The organism is Staphylococcus sp. FSL W8-0304 (genome assembly GCF_038006565.1).
GTDB classification, from domain to species: domain Bacteria; phylum Bacillota; class Bacilli; order Staphylococcales; family Staphylococcaceae; genus Staphylococcus; species Staphylococcus epidermidis.
This window is the reverse complement of sequence record NZ_JBBOVL010000001.1, coordinates 1,164,049-1,186,347: the sequence shown is the minus strand read 5'-3', so window position 1 is coordinate 1,186,347 and position 22,299 is coordinate 1,164,049. Positions and strand designations below refer to the sequence as shown.

Sequence of the window (22,299 nt, the reverse complement as noted above, 5' to 3'; positions counted from 1 at the left end):
TGCTCCTATGCCTTTAATTGTTCAATTCTTGATTTAACACCATTATATTTTTCTTGATAATGTTGTTGTTTTTCTTTTTCTTCATTAATTATTTTTTCTGGTGCTTTATTTACAAAATTCTCATTGGATAACTTTTTATCTACTCTATCTAACTCGCCTTGTAATTTATCTAATTCTTTTTCAAGTCGAGCAATTTCTTTGTCCATATCAATAAGACCTTCTAATGGCAGAACTACCTTACCAGCAACTACTACAGATGTCATTGCTTTTTCTGGAATTTCAATCTCAGTATCAATAGTCAATTGACTTGGATTACAGAATTTGTGTAGGTAACTTATGTTATCCATAAGTGTTTGTTTAATCTTTTCATCTTTAGTTTGAATTAAAATCGGTATTGTTTTAGATAACGGTGTATTAACTTCAACTCTTGATTGACGGACAGACTTAATAATTTCAACTAATTGTTCCATTGTTTGTTTACTTTCATTAAAGATTAATGCTTGATCAACAGTTGGCCAGTTAGCTTTAACAATTGTTTCTCCATGGTGTGGAAGACTTTGCCAAATTGTTTCTGTCACAAAAGGCATAAATGGATGTAACATTTTCATTATTTTATCTAAAACATAACTAAGTACTGATCGAGTCGTTTGCTTTTGAGATTCGTCCTCGTCATTCATAGGTATCTTGCTCATTTCAATATACCAGTCACAGAACTCATCCCAAATGAAATTATAAAGTGCACGACCTACCTCACCAAATTCGTATTTGTCACTTAATTCGGTTACTGTAGATATCGTTTCATTTAATCTAGTCAATATCCATTGATCTGCTAATGACAAATTACCACTTAGGTCTATATCTTCGACTTTAAAATCTTCACCAATATTCATTAAACTAAAACGCGCAGCATTCCATATTTTATTAATGAAATTCCAAACTGATTCAACTTTTTCAGTAGAATATCTCAAGTCATGACCTGGTGAAGATCCTGTTGCTAAAAAGTAACGTAGACTGTCAGCGCCATACTCGTCAATAACATCCATCGGATCAACACCATTACCTAATGATTTACTCATTTTGCGTCCATCTTCAGCTCTGACTAAACCGTGGAGTAATACATCATTAAATGGTCTTCTATCAGTAAATTCTAATCCTTGGAAAATCATACGGGCTACCCAGAAGAAAATGATGTCATAACCAGTAACTAATGCATTTGTCGGATAATATCGTTTAAAATCATCAGCATTTGTGTCAGGCCATCCTAATGTTGAAAACGGCCAAAGTGCACTTGAGAACCATGTATCTAATACATCCTCATCTTGTATCCAATTCTCGATGTCTTCAGGCGCTTCTTCACCAACAAAGACTTCACCTGTGTCTTTATGATACCAAGCAGGTATTTGGTGTCCCCACCATAGTTGACGTGAAATCGTCCAATCTCTAATTTCTTCCATCCAGCGATTGAATGTATTTTCAAATCTACCTGGGAAAAAGTCAATTCTATCTTTTGTATTTTGATTATCCAAAGCTCTTTGTGCCAAAGGTTTCATTTTTACAAACCATTGTGTGGACAAATAAGGTTCTACAATTGCACCAGAACGTTCAGAATGTCCAACTGAATGTGTATGTTCTTCAATTTTTATAACAAGATCTTGTTCTTTTAAGTCTTTAACAAGCTGATTTCTACAATCAAATCTATCCATCCCTTTGTATTTATCAGCTTTTTCGTTCATCTTACCATATTCATCCATGACTATAATATTTTCTAATTGATGTCTTTGACCAATTTCAAAGTCATTAGGGTCATGTGCCGGAGTAACTTTCATCGCTCCTGAACCAAATTCAATATCAACGTATTCATCAGCTAAAATAGGTAACTCTCTTCCTACAATAGGTAATATAACTGTTTTACCAATCACATCTTTATATCTTTCGTCATTTGGATTTACAACGATAGCAGTGTCACCTAACATAGTCTCAGGACGTGTAGTAGCTATTTCTATATATCCATTCCCATCAGCATAAGGATATTTAAAATGATAAAAAGCACCTTGGACATCTTCATGAATGACTTCAATATCTGATAAAGCTGTTCTTGCTTTAGGATCCCAGTTAATAATTCTTTCGCCACGATAAATAATACCTTTATTATATAAATCAACAAATACTTTTCTTACCGCTTTACTTAAACCATCATCTAACGTAAAACGTTCTCTGCTATAATCTAACCCTAAGCCAAGTTTAGCCCATTGTTGTCTAATAAATGTTGCATATTCTTCTTTCCAATCCCATGCTTGCTGTAAAAATTTCTCTCTTCCTAAGTCGTGTCTGGATATACCTTGTTCATTAAGTTTTACTTCAACCTTTGCTTGAGTTGCTATACCAGCATGATCCATACCAGGCAGATATAAAGTATCGTATCCTTGCATTCTTTTCATTCTAGTTATTATATCTTGTAATGTAGTATCCCACGCATGACCTAAATGTAATTTACCTGTAACATTAGGGGGCGGAATTACAATTGTATATGCCTCTTTAGATTTATCTTCAGATGGTTTAAAGTAACCATTACTTACCCATTCCTCATAACGACCCTTTTCAACTTCTCTTGGATCATATTTTGGTTTCATTTCCATATGTCTACCTCCTAAAAAATAAAAGAACATCCATCCTATAAAAAATAGGACGGATGTTCTGTTCCGTGGTACCACCTATATTCAAGAAGAAATAATTCATTCTTTTCTTCAAGCACTTAAGTCTATGATTAACGCTCATACACGCTTCTACCTACTTGTCATCTATGTTTCAATAGAAGTTATAAAATAGGGCTACCTTCAGACTTAATCATTTACATATTCACAGCCACCATATGCTCTCTTTAAAATGATATAAACTTACTCTTCCCAAATAATATATTCTTTTACCCATTTATATTATAATGGATATTAAAATAAGTCAATGTATTGGAGATGAATTTATGAACGAATGTGCTTTTAACACAACTGATCCCACATATCTAGAGTATCATGATTATTATTGGGGACAACCAATCTATGATAGCAAAGAATTATTTAAGCTAATGGCTCTTGAATCACAACATGCAGGTTTATCATGGTTGACAATATTAAAGAAAAAGGAATCGTATGAACAGGCATTTTACAACTTTGAACCTCAATTTATCGCACAAATGACTGAAAAGGATATTGATCATTTAATGAAATTCCCAAACATTATTCACAATCGTAAAAAATTAGAAGCAATTGTGAGCCAAGCGAAGGGATATTTAAAAATTGAAAAAGACTATGGTAGTTTTAGTAAATTTTTATGGTCCTATGTAAATCATCAACCCATAAATATGGGTTATAAAAAACCTAGAGATCGTAAAAAAGTTGATCAACGAGCTACTCAATTATCAAAAGATTTAAAAGCATATGGTTTTAAATTTTTAGGTCCAGTAACCGTGTTCTCATTTTTAGAAGCTGCTGGATTGTATGACTCACATCTTGAAGGATGTCCATTTAAACCAAATCATGGGTGAAACATAGCTAATAGTTGGTCTATGGGTATTCAAACAATATGAGTTTTTTCACACATACTAAAAGTTTACAACGTTTAATTTATCCAAATTTCACTTTTAAATAATTACATTTGCTCGCAAATATTTTCAAAGTTTTATTTAAAAAACGTATAACTCAGGTCATTAAAATCATTTTTCATTTAATTTAATATTAATAAAATAACCAATTAGTGGCGCAATGACAAATAATATAAAAAATATTCTAAAAATGTGATAGCTTGAAATCATCGCTACATCAGCTCCAGTAGCCATAGCCACTAAAACTATTTGACTCATACCTCCTGGTGCTGCTCCTAAAAACAATTCATTGATGGATTCATTAGTAATCAAATGGATTCCTATTATCATTATAAACGTTGTGACTATGAGCATTATATTTTGAAAAGCTATTGCTATTGCAATTCTTCCCTTTAAATCACTCATTAAGTTGGCAATCTGTAATCCAATACGTATCATATAAATAAGTTGCGCTGTGGCTAACAACCAATGATCTAGTGAAAATGTTAAATGTGTTGTCATATTCCATATAATTAAAACTATTATAGGTGCTAATAATTGTTTAGTGGGGAAGTTAATTTTTGACATTCCTATATAGATGATACCCACCATTGAGAATAAGATGATTATTTGCCATATATTTAATGTCTGAGAAAGTGCGGGGACTTCCATTGTAAGATGATTCATTTCATGATGTTTATCCCGAAAAAAATACGAAATAAGTGGTACTAAAATAACAACAAATATTACACGTGATGTCTGTGTTAAACTCACAACTAATATATTTGCTTTCTTATTTTCTTCTGCCATCACTAACATTTGGCTTAGCGCACCTGGTATAACACTTAAAATTGCCGTTTCTAAATTTACTTGTGCAATTTTCTTAAAAAAGAATGCAATTATCAAAGCCAATAAAATTAGTAGGATAGTGACAAAAACGATAGTTGACCAATTTTTACTTATGTCTTTAATCACTTGTTGTGTGAATGTAGAGCCAATTTGAACTCCAAGTAATATTAAACCGATTTGACTTAACCAAAATGGCCATCGTATTTTTAATTTTAATACTTTTACACATAATAACGCCGCTAATATTGGTCCAAACATAAATGGCAAAATCACATGTAGCATTTTTAATAATAGACTTAACATAATAGCAATTAATAATATGATTAAATTATTAATAAAATTCCGATTCAAAATACCACTCTACTTTCGTTAAAAGTAAGTCGAAAAAAATTTATAACTTTATTTAAATAAAAGAGTAGAACAAAATGCATCTTAAATTCCTTTTCACTATCGAACCCCAACTTGCTTTGTCTGTTGAATTTCTCAGTGAAATTTTCTGTATTGATGACATAAAATAGCTTTAAAATTTGATATAAGTGCATCTTCAATTCAGTTATAAACTACTTATAAGTTAAGAAAGTCCAGGACATTGATTTTTGCCCTAGACTCAATTAATTTAAATAATTATATTTTAAAATTATCACACAATACGACTTAATGCATTATCAAATGCTTGAATAGTTTTCTCAATATCATCTTTAGTATGTGCAGTTGATAAAAATGTTCCTTCAAATTGTGAAGGTGGTAAGAAAACACCTTCCTTAGCCATTTCTCTATACATATTACTAAATAATTTTAAATCACTTTTATTCGCTTCATCAAAATTTGTTACAGGCCCCTCATTTAAGAAGTAACCAATCATTGAACCAGCGCGATTTACTGTGATTGGAACATTGTGCTTAGCAAATACCTCTTTTAATCCTTTTTCAAGTATATCTCCTAGAGAATTAAAATACTCATAAGATTCAGGAGTAAGTTGACTCAATGTTTCATAACCACTAGTCATGGCTAAAGGATTACCTGAAAGTGTGCCGGCTTGATAAATAGTCCCAACAGGAGCAATGTAATCCATAATTTCTTTTTTACCACCAAAAGCTCCAACGGGTAAACCTCCACCTATCACTTTTCCTAAACAAGTTAAATCAGGTGTTACACCAAAGTATCCTTGCGCACAATTGTAACCTACACGGAAACCAGTCATCACTTCATCAAATATAAGTAATGCTCCATATTCAGTAGTAATATCTCTTAAACCTTGTAAAAATCCATTCACTGGAGGCACTACACCCATATTTCCAGCAACCGGTTCTACAATAACACCAGCAATATCATCGCCATATTTTTCGAACGCTAATTTAAGTGAATCTAAATCATTATATGGCACCGTGATAGTATTTTTAGCAATACCTTCAGGGACGCCTGGTGAATCAGGTAAACCTAGTGTTGCAACACCTGATCCTGCTTTAATCAGTAAAGAATCACTGTGTCCATGATAACACCCTTCAAATTTTATAATTTTATTACGTCCTGTATAACCCCTAGCTAAACGAAGTGTGTCTAAAGTAGCTTCAGTTCCTGAGGAAACCATTCTTACTTTTTCAATTGAAGGTACACGGTCAATCACAAGTTCAGCAAGTTTATTTTCTTGAAGTGTTGAAGCGCCGAAGCTTGTACCTTTATCAACTGCTTCATGTAATTTGGATATAACTTGTTGATTTTTATGTCCAAGAATTAATGGACCCCAACTTAGCACATAATCAATGTATTCATTTCCATCAATATCATATATTTTAGATCCTTCACCATGATCCATAAAAATAGCTGGTGTGTCTACTGATTTAAATGCTCTTACGGGACTGTTAACACCACCAGGCATTAATTTTTCAGCATGTTCCATTGCTTTAATAGATTTTTCAAAACTCATCATATGACCTCCACAATTATCATCTATTTATCTAAATAACGACAGATATCTTTTGCAAAGTAAGTAATTATTAAATCAGCACCTGCACGTTTCATAGATATCATTTGTTCCATAACAATTTTCTCTTCATCTATCCAACCATTTAGCGCTGCTGCTTTTGTCATACTATATTCTCCACTAACATTGTATGCTACAACTGGCACGTTCGTATTATTTTTTACATCTCTAATAATATCTAGATAACTTAAAGATGGTTTAACTATCATCATATCACAACCTTCTTTAAGATCACTTTCCAATTCTCTTAATGCTTCTAAACGGTTTGCAGGATCCATTTGATAGGTTTTTCTATCCCCAAATGAAGGTGCTGAATCTGCAGCATCTCTGAATGGACCGAAAAAGCTTGAAGCATATTTAATACCATAACTCATGATAGGAATATTTTGATATCCCGCTTGATCAAGGCCTTCACGAATTTCAGCAACAAAACCATCCATCATATTGCTTGGAGCAATGATGTCAGCTCCAGCTTCAACTTGAGAAATAGCTGTTTTTACAAGTAATGGAAGTGATTTATCATTGTCTACATCATGCGTATGATCGTCAATAACGCCACAGTGTCCGTGATCTGTGTATTCACAAAGACAAGTATCTGCCACAATAAGTAAATCCTTATATAAATTCTTGGATATTCGTGTCGCTTCTTGAACAACTCCATTATGATCATATGCACCAGATCCGATGTCATCTTTTTCATTTGGCACACCGAAGAACATAATTGCTCTAATACCTAAATCATATGCCTCTTTAATCTCTTCATGCAATAAATTTAAACTAATTTGGTATACACCTGGCAATGATTTAATTTCACTTTTTATATCATCTTGCTCAACTACAAATATTGGATATATTAAATCTTCTTTTCTGACATGAGTTTCTCTTACTAAATCACGCATTGTCTTAGATGAACGTAATCTTCTATGTCTATCAAATTTCATTTTGTTCCCTACTTTCTATAATTTTATCAATAAGTGAATCTAATGTTTGTTTATTTGCAACTTTTACAGATGCATTGAATTTTAAAATGGTCCTAGCAGTTTGCTTACCGATAGCAAAATAATGATCAAATTCAGGCACATTGTCCCCTTTGAAATAAAATTCAACTGCAGATGAACTTGAAAAAGTCACTGCGTCTATTTGATGTTTTCTAACAAGGGCCTTAACTTGACTTATATTTTTAAAATTTGGTACTGGTCTGTATAAATCTATTTTAACGATTTCATTATATTTGCTCAATTGTTGAACTAATTTTGGACGTGCTTTTTCACTTGAGGGCAATAATAAATGTTGTTCTCTAATCTTAAACTCGTCCAAAAAGCCTTCTTGCGAAAAATCACGTGGCACAAAGTCGACACTAATACCTAGTTCATTACAATACTGAGCTGTTTTATCACCTATAACAGCTACCTTTTTAACTTTAACGTTTTTTAAATAAGGATAAAAGTATTTTACTGCGTTTTTAGACGAAAAAATAAGCCAGTCGTAGCTATGATCAAGCAATTTTTCATTAAAATGAAGTTGTTTTAGTTGGATAAAAGGCTTGTGGATAATATCAACTAAATGACTATGAACTTCATTCGTCTGCGTCATAACTATAACTGGTTTCATAAACTTGTTTCACCTCTATAATAGAGTTTAGTATTATTCTGCTTCATTTAACTTTTTAATTATGTCATAAGCACCTTGTTTTTTAAGTACTTGACTCACTTCTATACCTAATTGTACAGGATCAGAACCCAATGTTGTATGTTCGTATCTTTCCTTACCATCTGGAGACATAATCAGTCCTGTAAATTCAATTTGGTTATCTTGAACAATTGTTGCATATCCACCTATAGGAACCTGACAGCTGCCATCCATTTCTGATAGAAAAGTACGTTCAGCAGTCACACATTGTGCTACATCATGATTGTGTACTTTAGTTAGTAAATCTAAAAGTTCTTTGTCATCACTCCTACACTCAATACCAAGTGCACCCTGACCTATAGCAGGCAGTAATACATCTCTATCAAGATAAGTCGTAACAATATTATCTGACCAACCCATGCGTTTTAATCCAGCGGCGGCTAATATAATTGCATCGTAATCTTCAGTCTCTAATTTTTTTAATCGAGTATCGATGTTTCCACGAATCCACTTAATTTTTAAATGTGGGTATTTTGATAAAATTTGAGCGCCACGACGTAAAGAACTTGTACCTACAATGCTACCTTCAGACAATTCTTCTAATGGAATATGATTTTTGGCTATATAGGCATCAAAAGGGATTTCTCTGTCAGGAATACATCCTAATGTGAGACCGTCAGGAATTATACTTGGTACATCCTTTAGTGAATGTATTGCCATATCTATCTCTTTGTTAAATAATTCATTTTGAATTTCCTTAACAAAAAGTCCTTTACCTCCAACTTTGGATAATTGTTTATCTACAATTTTGTCGCCTTTAGTTACAATTTCTTTTATTTCAATATCCAAAGACGGATCGATAAATTTTAATTTATCAATAAATTGTTGACTTTGTGTTAGCGCTAACTTACTTCTTCGCGACCCAACAATTAATTTACGCATACGTTAAATGCCTCCTAGATACCGATTTTTATATGAAAAACAGGTTATTTCTTACCTAAAATGAGTTAAAAAGAATAGATTAATCATACACAAACAAAATAATATAATGTTAAAATAGATAAGATTTCTTTGTGATATCCATTTTTTTATTCTAATCAAAATATAAACACCATATAATAAAGTAATAATTGATGAAAATATTACTTTTGGATCTATAAATATCCTTTTACCGACTGCAAAAATCCCCCATTGCGCACCTAAAATTGTACTTAATATAAGGATAATCCATGCAACAAGTGTAGAATAGAAAACGATTGTTTCTAAAGTAGCAACACTACCAATTCTAAAGTAATTTTGATCGAAATTTTTCTCCTTTAAATTTCGATATTGAATAATATAGAGTAATGAATTTACAAATGCGATTGCAAAAAATGCATAACTTAATACTGCAAGTGCTATATGAACAAGTAATAACTCATTAATTACTGCAACTTGTTGAATTTGCGTTTGATAATGTTCAGGCTGAAATGTATTTAAAGTCATTAGGATAAATCCTATCAAATTAAGGAAAAAAACGGAAAAATTCATTACTTTAATCAAATTCAATATCAACGAAATTGATATAATAATCCATGTTAAAGAGAAAAAAACGTCAAATATAGAACCTAGTGGCACTTGTTTAGTATGAATAAAAAAAATAGACAAAGAGATTGTTTGTAAAACCCAAACAATCCCTAATGAATAAAAACCTACAGTTCTAGTCTTATAATTTTTATTAATGAAATCAACAAAGTAACATATAATACTAAACAGATAAATCATTAATATGATTTCATGAAATCTAATTAACAGGGTTTCTTGCATATCATCACCAAATTAATATGCTTATTCAAAACTAAATATTCGATGCGCTAAGATTTCCTTTGCTCTACTCTCTTTTTCTAACTTTGCTTTTTCACGAGGATCTTCGGCTTCAATATCAAATATGTTTTGAAATAGCTCTAATTTTTCATTACTTTTTTTATCAGTACTTAATTCCTTAGCCTGTTTGATAGGATCTTTTAACATTTGATTGATAATACTTTTTGTATGTTTCGAAATGACTTTACGTTCTCTTTCAGAGAGATTTGGCAATTTACGATCAATACTTTCCATAGTTTCTGCTTGGATATTCATAGCTTTTTCACGTAAAGCTCTGATTACAGGTACAACGCCAAGCATATTAACCCATTCATTGTGTGAATCAATCTCCTCAGGTATTTGTGCTGCAATAGTTTCAGCAGCTAATTGACGTTCTCTTAAATTGGCATCTACCAAATCTTTCAAATCATCAACATCATAATTAAAAATATTTGTAATTGCATCAATACCTGGTTCAATGTCTCGTGGAACCGCAATATCAATCAGAACTAATGAATCCAGTTTTCTAGTTTCTGAAATTGTTTTCACCATAGAATTAGTGATGATATAGTCTTTAGCACTTGTAGAACTAATTACTATATCTGTAGTTTCTAATAAAGATGGTAATGCTGAAAGCGAATCATATGAAACATTGTGTTTTTCGGCTAAAATTTTAGCTTTAGACAATGTCCGATTAACAATTGTTACACTTGAAATTCCAGAACCTAAAAGATTTAAGAGTGATAATTCACCCATTTCCCCCGCTCCAATAACGACAGCATGTTTACTTTTTAATTTTCCAAATACCTTTTTAGCTAATTCAACAGCAGCATAAGAAACACTTACAGCATTATCTGCAATGTCTGTTTCACTGTGTGCTTTTTTAGCAAAAGTAATCGCTTGTTTAAATAGATGATTAAAAATCGTTCCAGTTGTACCAGCATTTTGTGCTAAGAAAAATGCATCACGCATTTGTCCTAAAATTTGTGTTTCACCAAGCACAATTGAATCCAAGCCAGAAGTGACACGCAATAAATGTTCAACTGCATCGTCCCCCACTTTAACTTCCGACATATCTTTAATATCATCTACTTCAAATCCAAAAGAGCGCGCTAAAAATCTTTGTATATAATAACGTCCTGTATGAACTTGATCAACAATAGCGTATACTTCAGTACGATTACATGTAGATAAAATGACATTTTCTAAAATTGCTTTAGTTTCATATAAATCTTCATGTGCTAATCGTAAGGCATCATCTCTAAAAGCAACTTGCTCTCTTAATGTTACATCAGCTGTTCGATGATTTATGCTAATTGCAACAAAATGCATTTATAACGCCCTCCATATACTAACAATAAAACAAGTATAACACATTTAAAAAGATGTTTAAGTGGAATGCTTAAATAAATTAGAAAGATTATAATCTACATTCAATTTTTTGTCAAAATAACGACATTTTTTTATTGTGGTTATAATACTTTTCTCTAATTGAAAAAATTTATATATATGTTTCAATAAAGTTCCAAATTTCTTGCTGTTTACTATTCTTAATTGAAGAATAGCTTATAATATTGTCTCCAGGCTCTAATTCTAATTTGTCTTTTATTCTTTTGATATGCTTTTGTACTTTTCCTTTAGCAATTTTATCTTCCTTAGTACATATTACAAGTGTTGGTATATCAAAATGTTTAAGATAATTGTACATTAGCACATCATCTTCAGTAGGTTGATGTCTTAAATCAACAAGTTGAATAACAAGTTTTAAATTCTCTCGTTGTGTAATATATTCTTCAATCATTTTACCAAATTTTTCTCGTTGAACTTTACTTACTTTAGCGTATCCATATCCCGGTACATCAACAAAAATAAGTTGTTCATCTATATTATAGAAATTCAATGTCTGCGTCTTACCAGGTTGTTGTGACGTTCGCGCCATATTTTTGCGCCCAATCATACTATTAATAAATGTAGATTTACCTACATTTGAGCGTCCACTTAACGCTACTTCTGTTAAACCAGTGTCAGGGTACTGCGCTTTTTTAACAGCACTTATAATTAAGTTGATATTATTTGGATTTATATTCATAAACTTCCTCTTTCTTATACTATTGTATAATTAACTTTAACATTTTTTCTATGTTTACATATAAAAATACTGAGTCACAATTCACGTGACTCAGTATTAAATCAAATTTTTTAAGCAGATGTCTTATTCTTATTAATTAGATTTCCTTCTTCATCATATAATTCAGGCTCTATTTCATCATTAATCGTTTGTTCAGTAATGACTACTTTACTTACATTTTCAGAAGAAGGTACATCATACATGATGTCAATTAATGCTTCTTCTATAATTGAACGTAATCCACGCGCTCCAGTTTTACGTTCGATTGCTTTTTCACTTATAGCAGATAGAGCCTCTTCAGAAAACTCTAATTCCACATTATCTAACTCTAGCATTTTAGTGTATTGTTTAACTAGCGCATTTTTAGGTTGAGTTAAAATATTTTTAAGTGCAGCAACGTCTAAAGTTTCAAGATTAGCAACTATAGGTACACGACCAATAAATTCTGGAATTAATCCATATGATTGGAGATCCTCTGGACGAATTTGTTCCAGTAAAGCTTCTTCATCATATTTATCTGCTTCATTACTAGCAAATCCTATCACTTTTTCTCCTAAGCGTCTCTTAATGACTTCATCGATACCATCAAAAGCTCCACCTAAGATAAATAATATGTTTGTCGTATCAATTTGAATTAATTCTTGATTTGGATGCTTTCGACCACCTTGTGGCGGTACACTAGCAGTTGTACCTTCTAAAATTTTAAGCAATGCTTGTTGTACACCTTCACCAGACACGTCACGCGTGATTGAAGTATTTTCAGATTTACGTGCAATTTTATCAATTTCATCGACATATATAATACCTTTTTCAGCTTTATCAATGTCGAAATCAGCAGCTTGAATAAGACGTAATAAGATGTTTTCTACGTCATCACCTACATAACCTGCTTCAGTTAAACTTGTAGCATCAGCAATTGCAAATGGTACATTTAGTGTTTTAGCTAGTGTTTGAGCTAATAATGTTTTACCGCTACCAGTTGGCCCAATTAATGCGATATTACTTTTTTGTAATTCAACATCATCTTCATTTGGACCTAATTGTTGAATGCGCTTATAGTGATTATATACAGCAACTGCTAATGATTTTTTGGCTTTTTCCTGACCAATGACATATTCATTGAGGTGATCCATAATTTCTTTAGGAGTTGGTAATTCCGTAAATCCTTCAGACGTATTTTGTGCTAATTCTTCTTCAACGATTTCTGAGCACAATTCAATACATTCATTACAAATATAAACGCCACTTCCTGCGACTAATTTTTTCACTTGATCTTGATCTTTACCACAGAAAGAACATTTTAAATTTTCTTCATCTTCATTGAATTTGAACATTCTTTTTTACACCCCTATTCCATAAAGACTATACTAAAAAGCATTTTACAATGCAACTTAACATATTTACAATCAAGATGCTTAAATAACTTGGAGCGGGACTGAAATCTTATTCTTAATGAATGATTTCATTGTCCCGCCCCTAAATTTCATTTAACATCAACAATAATAAATCATAATGATGCTATATTAAGTTGTCAATCTATACAATTGACACTGCCTATATTTCATTTAACTTATAGACAATTGACTAATTCAATATTAAGCATTCATTTAATGAACGATACTAGTCTTCTTTAGTAACTTCAACATATTTCGCGTTATCTCTTAATAAATCAATAACTTTTTGAATGCGTACATCATTTTTAACAATATCTGTATTACCTAAAGTAGATTTAATATCTTCTACAGAAATGTTAAATTGCTCGCTCATTTTTTCTAATTCTTTATCAATATCTTCATCAGATACTTCAATATTTTCTTCATCAGCAATCGCAGTTAACGTTAAGTTTGTTTTAACGCGTTGTTCCGCATCGTCTTTCATTTGGTCTCTTAGTTGTTCTTCGTTTTGACCAGAGATTTGATAATATGTTTGCAAATCTAAGCCTTGTTGTTGAATTCTTTGACCAAATTCTTGAATCATACGATCTAATTCAGTATTAATCATTGCTTCAGGAATATCAATTGAAGCATTTTCTGTTGCTTTATTAATAGCTTCTTCTTTTTCAGTATTTTCCGCTTCAGTTGCTTTCTGTTCACTTAAACGTTTGCGGAGATTTTCTTTATATTCGTCCACGTTTTCAGCATCAGAATCTAATTCATTAGCGATTTCATCATTTAATTCTGGTACATCTTTGAATTTAATTTCGTTGACTTTTGTTTTAAATGTAGCTTCTTTACCCGCTAATTCTTCAGCGTGGTATTCTTCTGGGAATGTAACAACTACATCTTTTTCATCGCCAGTTTTCATTCCTTCTATTTGTTCTTCAAAGCCAGGGATGAATGATCCAGAACCAATTTCTAGGTCATAACCTTCAGCTTGTCCGCCATCAAATTCTTCACCATCAACTGAACCTGAGAAATCAATGTTTACTGTGTCACCGTTTTCAACAGCACCATCTTCTTTAACAACCATTTCAGCAAGGTGACTTAAACTATGGTCGATTGATTCTTGTAATTCTTCATCAGAAAGTTCAGTTTCTTGCTTTTCAATTTCTAATCCTTTGTAATCACCTAATTTAACTTCAGGTTCAACTGTAACTGTAGCTTCAAAAATGAAATCTTTACCTTTTTCGATTTGAGTTACATTAACTTCTGGTTGTGCAACTGGACTAATTTCTGTTTCTTCAATTGCTTCACCATAAGCTTCAGGTAATAAGATATCCACTGCATCTTGATATAGTGCTTCTACACCAAAACGTTGCTCAAAAATCGGACGAGGCACTTTACCTTTACGGAATCCAGGCACATTAATTTGTTTGACCACTTTTTTAAATGCTTGATCTAATGCTTTATTTACTTTCTCTGCAGGAACAGTAACAGTTAAAACGCCTTCATTACCTTCCTTTTTTTCCCAAGTTGCTGTCATGTATAAATACCTCCATGATTGACTAATTTATTTTTTCAACTTCCCTATTATAGCATAGGTTTTTAGCGTTAACAAACTTTGAAAACGAAGGGTTGTTCAAGTTTATTTTCAACGATTTCTATATTAAAATTCTTTTACTCAATTTGCAACAAATTAAATTTTACATTTCATTATCTAATGATTTAATGAATTGTAAAGTGTCATTGTTACAGCCATTTATATCTATACCAATTAATTGTTTGAAGTAAACATCATATGCATCTATCCAATCATCAATAGTGTATAACGACTCTATATCTATAGGATACATGAGTATAGAATGATTATTCATCATATGTTGTGCTTCTTTTAAAATATGCACTGCTCCATCTTCTAATCTATTCATTACGACAGGAATAACCTTGTTTTTTATCGTCGTGTGCTCAATGCCACTTAAATGATTAGGATTGACATTTATCGTTTCACCATATTTAAGGATTGTAATTGTATGAGAATATTCAGCAAATCTTAAATATTCCAACATTAAGCTCACTAAATTTTTAGGTAACTCTATAGAAATTAATATATTCGCTACTGATTCTTTAAAATTATAATGCCCATTATCAATAAGTTGTAATATTAAAGATGTTTGTTCACGTGTATTAAGAGAACCAAAATCTGATAAAGATGAAGACAATGCTTCTCTATCTTCATCAAGTCTCGATATTGCATATTCTTTAAGTGGAAAAAGTTCCATTCTGGTTTTATGATTTTTAACTTCATCGATAATTTGATTAATTACTTCAACTGCTTCATAAAATTGACCTAAACCATTCAGACTTTTAATATAATATATCATCAATTCGTCATAACAGTTGAATCCACGTTTCAACAAAATAATTGCCTCTTCTCGTAACTCTAAATAAGCATTCAATTGTAAAAGCATTCGGCATTTCTTTAGTGCAATATCCTCGTTAAGGTCGAAATGCTGTTCATATACATTAAACAAATGGTACATCCTTTCAAAATCTGCATTTCTTTCTGCATCATTTATTTGTTTAATCACTTTAGTTTTAGACTGCGGAAAAGGTATAATATCAGCCATTAATTTAGCACTCCAATCATGATATATCTTGAAGAATTAATGCACTCCATGTTTCAAAATCCTCATAGGAATGAATGTCGCCTTGTTCTATCCATTTAATTTTTAGCGTATCAGTTTCTTTTGCTTCAACATCGTTTGATTGCACAGTGATTTTAAATACGACGCCCATATGTACTTTACCCACATCATTATCATCATCATTTATAAAACCTAAATATTCCATATTTTGAGATTTATTATTACTTAATCCTACTTCTTCTTCTAATTCTCGTTGAGCATTAACTCTTAAAACTTCATTAATTGAATCAGCTCCAGTAACATCATTCATATGACCACCAACACCGATAGATGACTGACCATGTAACCGTTCTTCACCCCCACCAGAAAGACGTTCGTAAACAAGGATTTCTCCCTTCTCATTTTCTAGTAGGCAATATGATATTAATTGTTTAAACGATGGATCATCTTCCATATCACCACGTCTTTTCACTTCATATTTACTTAACGCGCTAAAAATTTCTTTTCCTTTGAAATTATTTTTATGTAAAAAACCATTAAAAGCATTATTATCTTTGTTAAATAAAATATCTCTGTTTACAACAATTATTTGTTCATCAAATTTAGACATGATTATCTCCTTTTAGATATAGTATACTATCAGTCATTTTAGCAAAAATTATCATTTTTTGCGATTGAATATATGTATATGTAAAACGATAAAAGTGTCATTATATTCTTAATTAAAATAAGACACAATCTTACATCATTGATATGATGAAACTTTTAGCAAAGTAAAATTATACACCTCACTGTCATAACATGAATGAAAATTTATCTCATATTAGTTATTGACTTCGTATATATTGATTATTTCAAAGCATGATTTGAAATAACCTAGTATTATGAAAATGACCAAATAAATAAAATACGTCCGTCATTACATCAAGGTATTGTACTCAATATTTAAGTACTTTTAAATAATATATTAACAACAAGCATATAAAAAGACCTGAGACAAAGATTATTGTCTCAGGTCTTGTATAAATATTATTTTAAAGCTTCTTTAGCTTTTGATACTAATTCAGCGAAAGCTTTGTCGTCTGAGATTGCAATTTCTGATAACATTTTACGATTAATATCAATCTCAGCTTTTTTCAATCCGTTCATTAGACGTGAGTAGCTAATGTCATGTTGACGTGCAGCTGCATTAATACGTGTTATCCATAATTTACGGAAATCACGCTTACGTTGACGACGGTCACGGAAAGCATATTGTCCTGATTTCATTACTTGTTGTTTAGCTACTTTATATAATGTATGTTTTGAACCAAAGTAACCTTTAGCTAATTTAATCGTTTTTTTACGACGTGCTCTTGTTACTGTTCCACCTTTAACTCGTGGCATAATAAATTCCTCCTTAGATGATCTCTATCGTATATATTCGTTTAAAATCTTATTTTTTGTATGCTAATAATTGTTTAACACGTTTCATATCACTTTTAGAAACTAACTTAGCTTTACGTAATTGACGTTTTTGTTTAGTATTTTTATTTGCGAATAAGTGAGATGTGAAAGCTCTAGAACGTTTTAATTGACCTGAACCAGTTCTTTTAACACGTTTAGCTGCTCCACGGTGAGTTTTCATTTTAGGCATGATTCATTTCCTCCTATAATTTAACGTTTATTTTTCATTGATAGGCGCTAACATAATAAACATTTGACGCCCTTCCATTTTAGGCTTTTGTTCAACAGTTGCAATATCTTTACATTCATCTGCAAATTTTTCTAACACACGTTGACCAATTTCTTTATGTGTAATCGCACGACCTCTGAAACGAATTGAAACTTTACATTTATCGCCTTTAGATAAGAACTTACGTCCATTTTTCAACTTAGTTTGGAAATCATGTTCTTCAATAGTTGGGCTTAAACGTAATTCTTTAACGTTAATGACTTTTTGTTTCTTCTTCATTTCTTTTTCTTTTTTCTGCTGTTCGAATTTATATTTACCATAATCCATTATTCTTGCAACAGGTGGTTTTGCATTTGGTGCTACAACAACTAAATCTAAATCCACACGTTCAGCCATTTCTAAAGCTTCACGTTTAGATTTAACACCAATTTGTTCACCATCTTGGCCTATTAAGCGTAGTTCTTTTGCACGAATTTTCTCATTAATTTGAGTTTGATCTTTTGCTATGGTTGACACCTCCCAGAAATTTACGAAATTGTTCCAAGCAAAAAGAAGAGCGAGTATAACTACCCGCTCTTCTTAGACACAATAAATGTGTAACATGATTGACCTGCCAACTGCATTAGCGTCGCCACAGGTGAGAAGCGGGTGCTTCTACTTGGTTCGTTTCGTATTCAACATTAATAATCATATCAATATTTATTGTTTAAGTCAAACTTTTTTTAATTATTTTTATGGTGTCTTATTTCTTCCATCGAAACATCTTGCCTTAAGTCAACTTTGTTTAGAGGAATCTTTTTAGTTTTATATCTAAATTTATGGTAAAAGAAGAAAATTAAGAATACAGGAATTCCCATGTAAGTTATAAAAAATCTATTCATATCAAAGTTACCTGTTTTAATAAAATCTACATCTTGTCCAATGATAACTATTACACATAAAACACCTGCAAAAATAGGACCAAATGGGAATAACTTCGCTTTATATTTTAATTTTGACTTATCATAATTTTGTTTATCAAATGCGCGTCTAAATCTAAAGTGACTGATTGCTATACCAACCCAAGCAATAAAACCAGTCATCCCACTAGCAGCTACAATGTATTCATATGCATCTCCACTTAAATGTTGCAAAGCAAAAATAAGAATGACTAGTATTCCAGTAGCAATTAAAGATACATATGGTACCCCATTTTTATTTGTTTTTCCAAAAGAATTATAAGCTAATTTATCTCTACTCATTGAATATAACATTCTTGTTGAAGCATACATTCCAGAGTTACCTGCTGATAATACACTTGTTAATATAACAGCATTCATAAATGAAGCAGCAAATGCTAGTCCAGCGTTCTTAAATACTAATGTAAAAGGTGAAGTAGCTATACTATCACCACCGCCCATTAACGCCTTACTATCATATGGAATCAACATACCAATAATGAAAATAGCTAGAATGTAAAATAAAAGTATACGCCAAAATACCTGTTTAATCGCTTTTGGAACTGCCCTTTCTGGATTTTCAGATTCACCTGCTGTAATACCAATAAGTTCAGTTCCTTGGAATGAGAAGCCTGCGACTAGAAATACACCGAGAATTGATAGCAAGCTGCCACCTAAATTCCCACCTAATATTGGCCCATCTCCTTTTGTAAACGTATCAAATCCTACAAATTCTCCACCCATAATTCCTAAAATAGTTAAGATACCAATTCCTATAAATATGATGACAGTAACTACTTTGATAAGTGCGAACCAATATTCACTCTCTCCATATACTCTAACAGATAAAGAATTAAGCGCGAAAATAATAATAAGGAAGATACAACTCCAGACCCAAGCTGGTATACCTTGCATAGGGGACCAATATTGTATAACTTGCGCTGCAATAGTAACATCAGCTGCTACTGTAATCACCCAGTTAAACCAATAATTCCATCCTAAAGCAAATCCTAGTGAAGGATCGACAAAGCGTGTAGCATAAGTACTAAATGAACCTGACACAGGCAAATATGTCGCCATCTCCCCTAACGACGTCATTAGAAAAAACACCATCGCTCCAATAACTGCATAGGCAATCAAAGCGCCCAATGCACCTGCGTCATGTATAGCTCCACCAGAAGTCATGAATAGACCAGTTCCTATACATCCCCCAATGGCAATCATTGAAATATGTCTATCTTTTAACCCTCTTTGAACACCGTCAATTTGTTTATTATTCTTATTCATAGAAGCTCCCTTTCCTTCATAAGTAGAGGCTAACTTGTTACCACATCAATGCATATCATTGTTGTAGATAAATTTGGTATAGATGATATAAAAGTGAAATGATATTAATATCATTTTACTTTTATATCACTTATCTTTATATCTGTATCAATAATGTGAAAAGTGGTTACATACCTTTAAGATATGCAACCACTTAAGTTTATCTATATAAGGTAGCACATCACATAAAGTGACAGTACAACTTCTATTCGAAAGTTGTCCCAACAATGCTAACTTATGGAATTAACATCATTTCGGCATTATTACCTTTCGCTTATTCAACACTTGTCCCATACGACTTCTGATAAGTTAGTCATTAATAATGCAACCTCTAACTCTATTTATTATATTAATTTGTAATATACATGATATCCTTTATATTTTCAAGTTTATCTATGCTTTTTTAAACGGATTTCATCAATAACATTCCAAATAAATTCATCTTTTTCAACTGATTCTTGTTTTTCAGAACCATATTTTCTTACATTTACTTCTTGATTCTCTACTTCTTTGTCACCTACAACAATCTGATAAGGTATTTTTTTCATTTGAGCTTCACGAATTTTATATCCCATTTTTTCATTACGATCATCAATTTCAACGCGAACACCTTGCGATTTTAGTTCATCTTGTAAAAGTCTAGCATAATCATAATGTAAATCTACATTTACAGGAATAATTTCAACTTGCATTGGCGCCAACCAAGTTGGAAATGCACCTTTTGTTTCTTCAGTTAAAAATGCAACAAAACGTTCCATAGTAGAAACTACACCACGGTGTATAACTACAGGACGATGTTGTTCTCCATCTTGACCAATGTACGTTAAGTCAAAACGTTCTGGTAAAAGAAAATCAAGTTGTGCTGTTGATAAAGTTTCTTCTTTTCCCATTGCTGTTTTTACTTGAACATCTAACTTAGGCCCATAGAATGCTGCCTCACCAATGGCTTCTTCGTATGTTAAACCTAATTCATCTGATGCTTCTTTAAGCATTGATTCAGCTTTTTCCCACATTTCATCATCATCAAAATACTTGTGTTTATCTTCAGGATCTCTATAACTCAATCTGAAGCGATAATCTTCAAAACCAAAATCTTTGTATACATCTTGAATCATATTAACTACACGTTTAAATTCTTCCTTAATTTGGTCAGGTCTAACAAAAATATGCGAATCATTCAATGTCATTCCTCGAACGCGTTGTAAACCTGATACTGCACCACTTGCTTCGTAACGATGCATAGTACCCAATTCAGCAATACGTATAGGCAATTCGCGATAAGAATGGGGTTTATTTTTATAAATCATCATATGATGTGGACAGTTCATTGGTCTTAAGACCATAGCTTCGTCTTCATCTAACTTCATTGCTGGGAACATATCTTCTTGATAATGATCCCAGTGACCAGATGTTTTATATAAATCAACATTGGCTAATACTGGTGTGTAAACATGATCGTATCCCATACTTACTTCTTTATCGACAATATAACGTTCTATTTCCCTACGTATTGTAGCACCATTTGGTAACCATAACGGTAAACCAGCACCGACGAGTTGATTATTTGTAAACAATTCTAAATCTTTACCAATTTTACGATGATCACGCTCACGACGTTCTTCCAACATTTTTAGATGTGCTTTCAAATCTTTTTTGTCAAAGAAGGCTGTACCATAAATTCGTTGTAACATTTTATTATCACTATTTCCACGCCAATAAGCACCAGCTGTAGATAATAGTTTGAACTCTTTAATTTTAGAAGTTGAAGGTACATGTACGCCTCGACAAAGATCAGTAAATTCACCTTGTGTATAAAGTGTTACACTCTCATCATCAGGAATTGCATCAATAAGTTCTAATTTATAAGGATCATCCTTGAAGAAGTCTTTTGCTTCTTCTTTACTAACTACTTCTCTTACAATTTTATGATTTTCGTTCACAATTTGTTTCATTGTTTTCTCAATTTTATCAAAATCATCTGATGAAACCTTATCCTCCATATCAAAATCATAATAGAATCCGCCTTCTATTACAGGACCAACACCAAATTTAACGTCACCGTATAAACGTTTTAATGCTTGTGCCATTAAATGAGCTGTTGAATGACGAAGTACTTCTAACGCTTCTTCACTCCCAGGCGTAATAATTTCAATAGTTCCATCTTGTTCTAAAGGGCGTGTTAAATCGACAAGTTGACCATTGAATTTTCCCGCAACTGCCTTTTTTCTTAATCCTGGACTAATTGATTGAGCGATGTCTTCTGTAGTAGTCCCTTTATCAAATTCTTTTGTATTACCATCTGGAAATTGAATATTAATTTGATTCATATGTTA

The 22,299-nt window shown here is 31.9% G+C and carries 19 protein-coding genes, 1 riboswitch and 2 other annotated features; of the genes, 1 reads left to right on the top strand and 18 read right to left on the bottom strand.

Going from position 1 to position 22,299, the window contains the following annotated elements:
* Positions 1-5 precede the first annotated feature (5 nt).
* On the bottom strand, positions 6-2,636 hold the full coding sequence (locus tag NST35_RS05590; protein ID WP_002457794.1) for a valine--tRNA ligase: 2,631 nt from the start codon (positions 2,634-2,636) through the stop codon (positions 6-8).
* 42 nt (positions 2,637-2,678) lie between these two features.
* Positions 2,679-2,914, bottom strand: a binding site (T-box leader).
* A 63-nt stretch (positions 2,915-2,977) separates the two neighbouring features.
* Here NST35_RS05590 and NST35_RS05585 point away from each other — a divergent pair.
* Positions 2,978-3,538 carry a DNA-3-methyladenine glycosylase I gene (locus tag NST35_RS05585; protein ID WP_002457795.1) on the top strand — a complete coding sequence of 187 codons (561 nt, stop codon included), beginning with the start codon at positions 2,978-2,980 and terminating at the stop codon, positions 3,536-3,538.
* Between the two features lie 168 nt (positions 3,539-3,706).
* Here NST35_RS05585 and NST35_RS05580 read toward each other — a convergent pair whose 3' ends face one another.
* From NST35_RS05580 to thrS, 17 genes are all read right to left on the bottom strand, one after another.
* Complete coding sequence (locus NST35_RS05580; protein WP_002457796.1) at positions 3,707-4,774, bottom strand: AbrB family transcriptional regulator; 1,068 nt, start codon at positions 4,772-4,774, stop codon at positions 3,707-3,709.
* A gap of 289 nt (positions 4,775-5,063) precedes the next feature.
* Positions 5,064-6,347 carry a glutamate-1-semialdehyde 2,1-aminomutase gene (hemL, locus tag NST35_RS05575; protein WP_002499444.1) on the bottom strand — a complete coding sequence of 428 codons (1,284 nt, stop codon included), beginning with the start codon at positions 6,345-6,347 and terminating at the stop codon, positions 5,064-5,066.
* A gap of 23 nt (positions 6,348-6,370) precedes the next feature.
* Positions 6,371-7,345, bottom strand: coding sequence for a porphobilinogen synthase (hemB, locus tag NST35_RS05570; RefSeq protein ID WP_002446637.1), 975 nt, complete (start codon positions 7,343-7,345; stop codon positions 6,371-6,373).
* Positions 7,335-8,015 carry a uroporphyrinogen-III synthase gene (locus NST35_RS05565; protein WP_002457798.1) on the bottom strand — a complete coding sequence of 227 codons (681 nt, stop codon included), beginning with the start codon at positions 8,013-8,015 and terminating at the stop codon, positions 7,335-7,337. The genes hemB and NST35_RS05565 overlap by 11 nt, the downstream gene beginning before the upstream one ends.
* Before the next feature lie 33 nt (positions 8,016-8,048).
* Complete coding sequence (gene hemC / locus NST35_RS05560) at positions 8,049-8,975, bottom strand: hydroxymethylbilane synthase (protein ID WP_002457799.1); 927 nt, start codon at positions 8,973-8,975, stop codon at positions 8,049-8,051.
* Positions 8,976-9,026: 51 nt separating this feature from the next.
* Positions 9,027-9,839: a cytochrome c biogenesis protein gene (gene ccsA, locus NST35_RS05555; protein ID WP_002457800.1), complete on the bottom strand. Its 813-nt coding sequence runs from the start codon at positions 9,837-9,839 to the stop codon at positions 9,027-9,029.
* Positions 9,840-9,860: 21 nt separating this feature from the next.
* The gene (hemA, locus tag NST35_RS05550; protein WP_002457801.1) at positions 9,861-11,207 is read right to left on the bottom strand and encodes a glutamyl-tRNA reductase; all 1,347 of its coding nucleotides are present in this window, start codon (positions 11,205-11,207) and stop codon (positions 9,861-9,863) included.
* Positions 11,208-11,376: 169 nt separating this feature from the next.
* A complete protein-coding gene (gene yihA, locus NST35_RS05545) occupies positions 11,377-11,964 on the bottom strand; it encodes a ribosome biogenesis GTP-binding protein YihA/YsxC (RefSeq protein ID WP_002446642.1) in 588 nt (195 codons plus the stop codon).
* Between the two features lie 110 nt (positions 11,965-12,074).
* Positions 12,075-13,337, bottom strand: coding sequence for an ATP-dependent Clp protease ATP-binding subunit ClpX (gene clpX, locus NST35_RS05540; protein WP_002457802.1), 1,263 nt, complete (start codon positions 13,335-13,337; stop codon positions 12,075-12,077).
* A 286-nt stretch (positions 13,338-13,623) separates the two neighbouring features.
* On the bottom strand, positions 13,624-14,925 hold the full coding sequence (gene tig / locus NST35_RS05535; RefSeq protein WP_002457803.1) for a trigger factor: 1,302 nt from the start codon (positions 14,923-14,925) through the stop codon (positions 13,624-13,626).
* 160 nt (positions 14,926-15,085) lie between these two features.
* The gene (locus NST35_RS05530; protein ID WP_002457804.1) at positions 15,086-16,009 is read right to left on the bottom strand and encodes a hypothetical protein; all 924 of its coding nucleotides are present in this window, start codon (positions 16,007-16,009) and stop codon (positions 15,086-15,088) included.
* 16 nt (positions 16,010-16,025) lie between these two features.
* Positions 16,026-16,637, bottom strand: coding sequence for an NUDIX domain-containing protein (locus NST35_RS05525; RefSeq protein WP_002457805.1), 612 nt, complete (start codon positions 16,635-16,637; stop codon positions 16,026-16,028).
* 419 nt (positions 16,638-17,056) lie between these two features.
* Complete coding sequence (gene rplT / locus NST35_RS05520) at positions 17,057-17,413, bottom strand: 50S ribosomal protein L20 (protein ID WP_001830839.1); 357 nt, start codon at positions 17,411-17,413, stop codon at positions 17,057-17,059.
* 49 nt (positions 17,414-17,462) lie between these two features.
* Positions 17,463-17,663 (bottom strand): 50S ribosomal protein L35, encoded by a 201-nt coding sequence (rpmI, locus tag NST35_RS05515; RefSeq protein ID WP_001830767.1) that lies wholly within the window; start codon positions 17,661-17,663, stop codon positions 17,463-17,465.
* A gap of 27 nt (positions 17,664-17,690) precedes the next feature.
* Entirely contained in the window at positions 17,691-18,218 is a 528-nt protein-coding gene (gene infC / locus NST35_RS05510; protein ID WP_001830789.1) for a translation initiation factor IF-3, read from the bottom strand.
* A gap of 26 nt (positions 18,219-18,244) precedes the next feature.
* Positions 18,245-18,368: a sequence feature (ribosomal protein L20 leader region), on the bottom strand.
* Positions 18,369-18,424: 56 nt separating this feature from the next.
* The gene (locus NST35_RS05505; RefSeq protein WP_002457806.1) at positions 18,425-19,927 is read right to left on the bottom strand and encodes an amino acid permease; all 1,503 of its coding nucleotides are present in this window, start codon (positions 19,925-19,927) and stop codon (positions 18,425-18,427) included.
* 205 nt (positions 19,928-20,132) lie between these two features.
* A riboswitch (Lysine riboswitch) is annotated at positions 20,133-20,308 on the bottom strand.
* Positions 20,309-20,355: 47 nt separating this feature from the next.
* Positions 20,356-22,293, bottom strand: coding sequence for a threonine--tRNA ligase (gene thrS / locus NST35_RS05500; RefSeq protein WP_002457807.1), 1,938 nt, complete (start codon positions 22,291-22,293; stop codon positions 20,356-20,358).
* Between the last annotated feature and the right edge of the window lie 6 nt (positions 22,294-22,299).

What these genes read in the sequence shown, in the direction of transcription:
- tig (WP_002457803.1), bottom strand. Translation starts at nt 14,925, where the DNA reads ATGACAGCAACTTGGGAAAAAAAGGAAGGTAATGAAGGCGTTTTAACT.
- rpmI (WP_001830767.1), bottom strand. Translation starts at nt 17,663, where the DNA reads ATGCCTAAAATGAAAACTCACCGTGGAGCAGCTAAACGTGTTAAAAGA.
- NST35_RS05530 (WP_002457804.1), bottom strand. Translation starts at nt 16,009, where the DNA reads ATGGCTGATATTATACCTTTTCCGCAGTCTAAAACTAAAGTGATTAAA.
- NST35_RS05590 (WP_002457794.1), bottom strand. Translation starts at nt 2,636, where the DNA reads ATGGAAATGAAACCAAAATATGATCCAAGAGAAGTTGAAAAGGGTCGT.
- rplT (WP_001830839.1), bottom strand. Translation starts at nt 17,413, where the DNA reads ATGCCACGAGTTAAAGGTGGAACAGTAACAAGAGCACGTCGTAAAAAA.
- hemC (WP_002457799.1), bottom strand. Translation starts at nt 8,975, where the DNA reads ATGCGTAAATTAATTGTTGGGTCGCGAAGAAGTAAGTTAGCGCTAACA.
- NST35_RS05525 (WP_002457805.1), bottom strand. Translation starts at nt 16,637, where the DNA reads ATGTCTAAATTTGATGAACAAATAATTGTTGTAAACAGAGATATTTTA.
- yihA (WP_002446642.1), bottom strand. Translation starts at nt 11,964, where the DNA reads ATGAATATAAATCCAAATAATATCAACTTAATTATAAGTGCTGTTAAA.
- clpX (WP_002457802.1), bottom strand. Translation starts at nt 13,337, where the DNA reads ATGTTCAAATTCAATGAAGATGAAGAAAATTTAAAATGTTCTTTCTGT.
- ccsA (WP_002457800.1), bottom strand. Translation starts at nt 9,839, where the DNA reads ATGCAAGAAACCCTGTTAATTAGATTTCATGAAATCATATTAATGATT.
- thrS (WP_002457807.1), bottom strand. Translation starts at nt 22,293, where the DNA reads ATGAATCAAATTAATATTCAATTTCCAGATGGTAATACAAAAGAATTT.
- hemL (WP_002499444.1), bottom strand. Translation starts at nt 6,347, where the DNA reads ATGAGTTTTGAAAAATCTATTAAAGCAATGGAACATGCTGAAAAATTA.
- hemB (WP_002446637.1), bottom strand. Translation starts at nt 7,345, where the DNA reads ATGAAATTTGATAGACATAGAAGATTACGTTCATCTAAGACAATGCGT.
- NST35_RS05585 (WP_002457795.1), top strand. Translation starts at nt 2,978, where the DNA reads ATGAACGAATGTGCTTTTAACACAACTGATCCCACATATCTAGAGTAT.
- NST35_RS05505 (WP_002457806.1), bottom strand. Translation starts at nt 19,927, where the DNA reads ATGAATAAGAATAATAAACAAATTGACGGTGTTCAAAGAGGGTTAAAA.
- NST35_RS05565 (WP_002457798.1), bottom strand. Translation starts at nt 8,015, where the DNA reads ATGAAACCAGTTATAGTTATGACGCAGACGAATGAAGTTCATAGTCAT.
- hemA (WP_002457801.1), bottom strand. Translation starts at nt 11,207, where the DNA reads ATGCATTTTGTTGCAATTAGCATAAATCATCGAACAGCTGATGTAACA.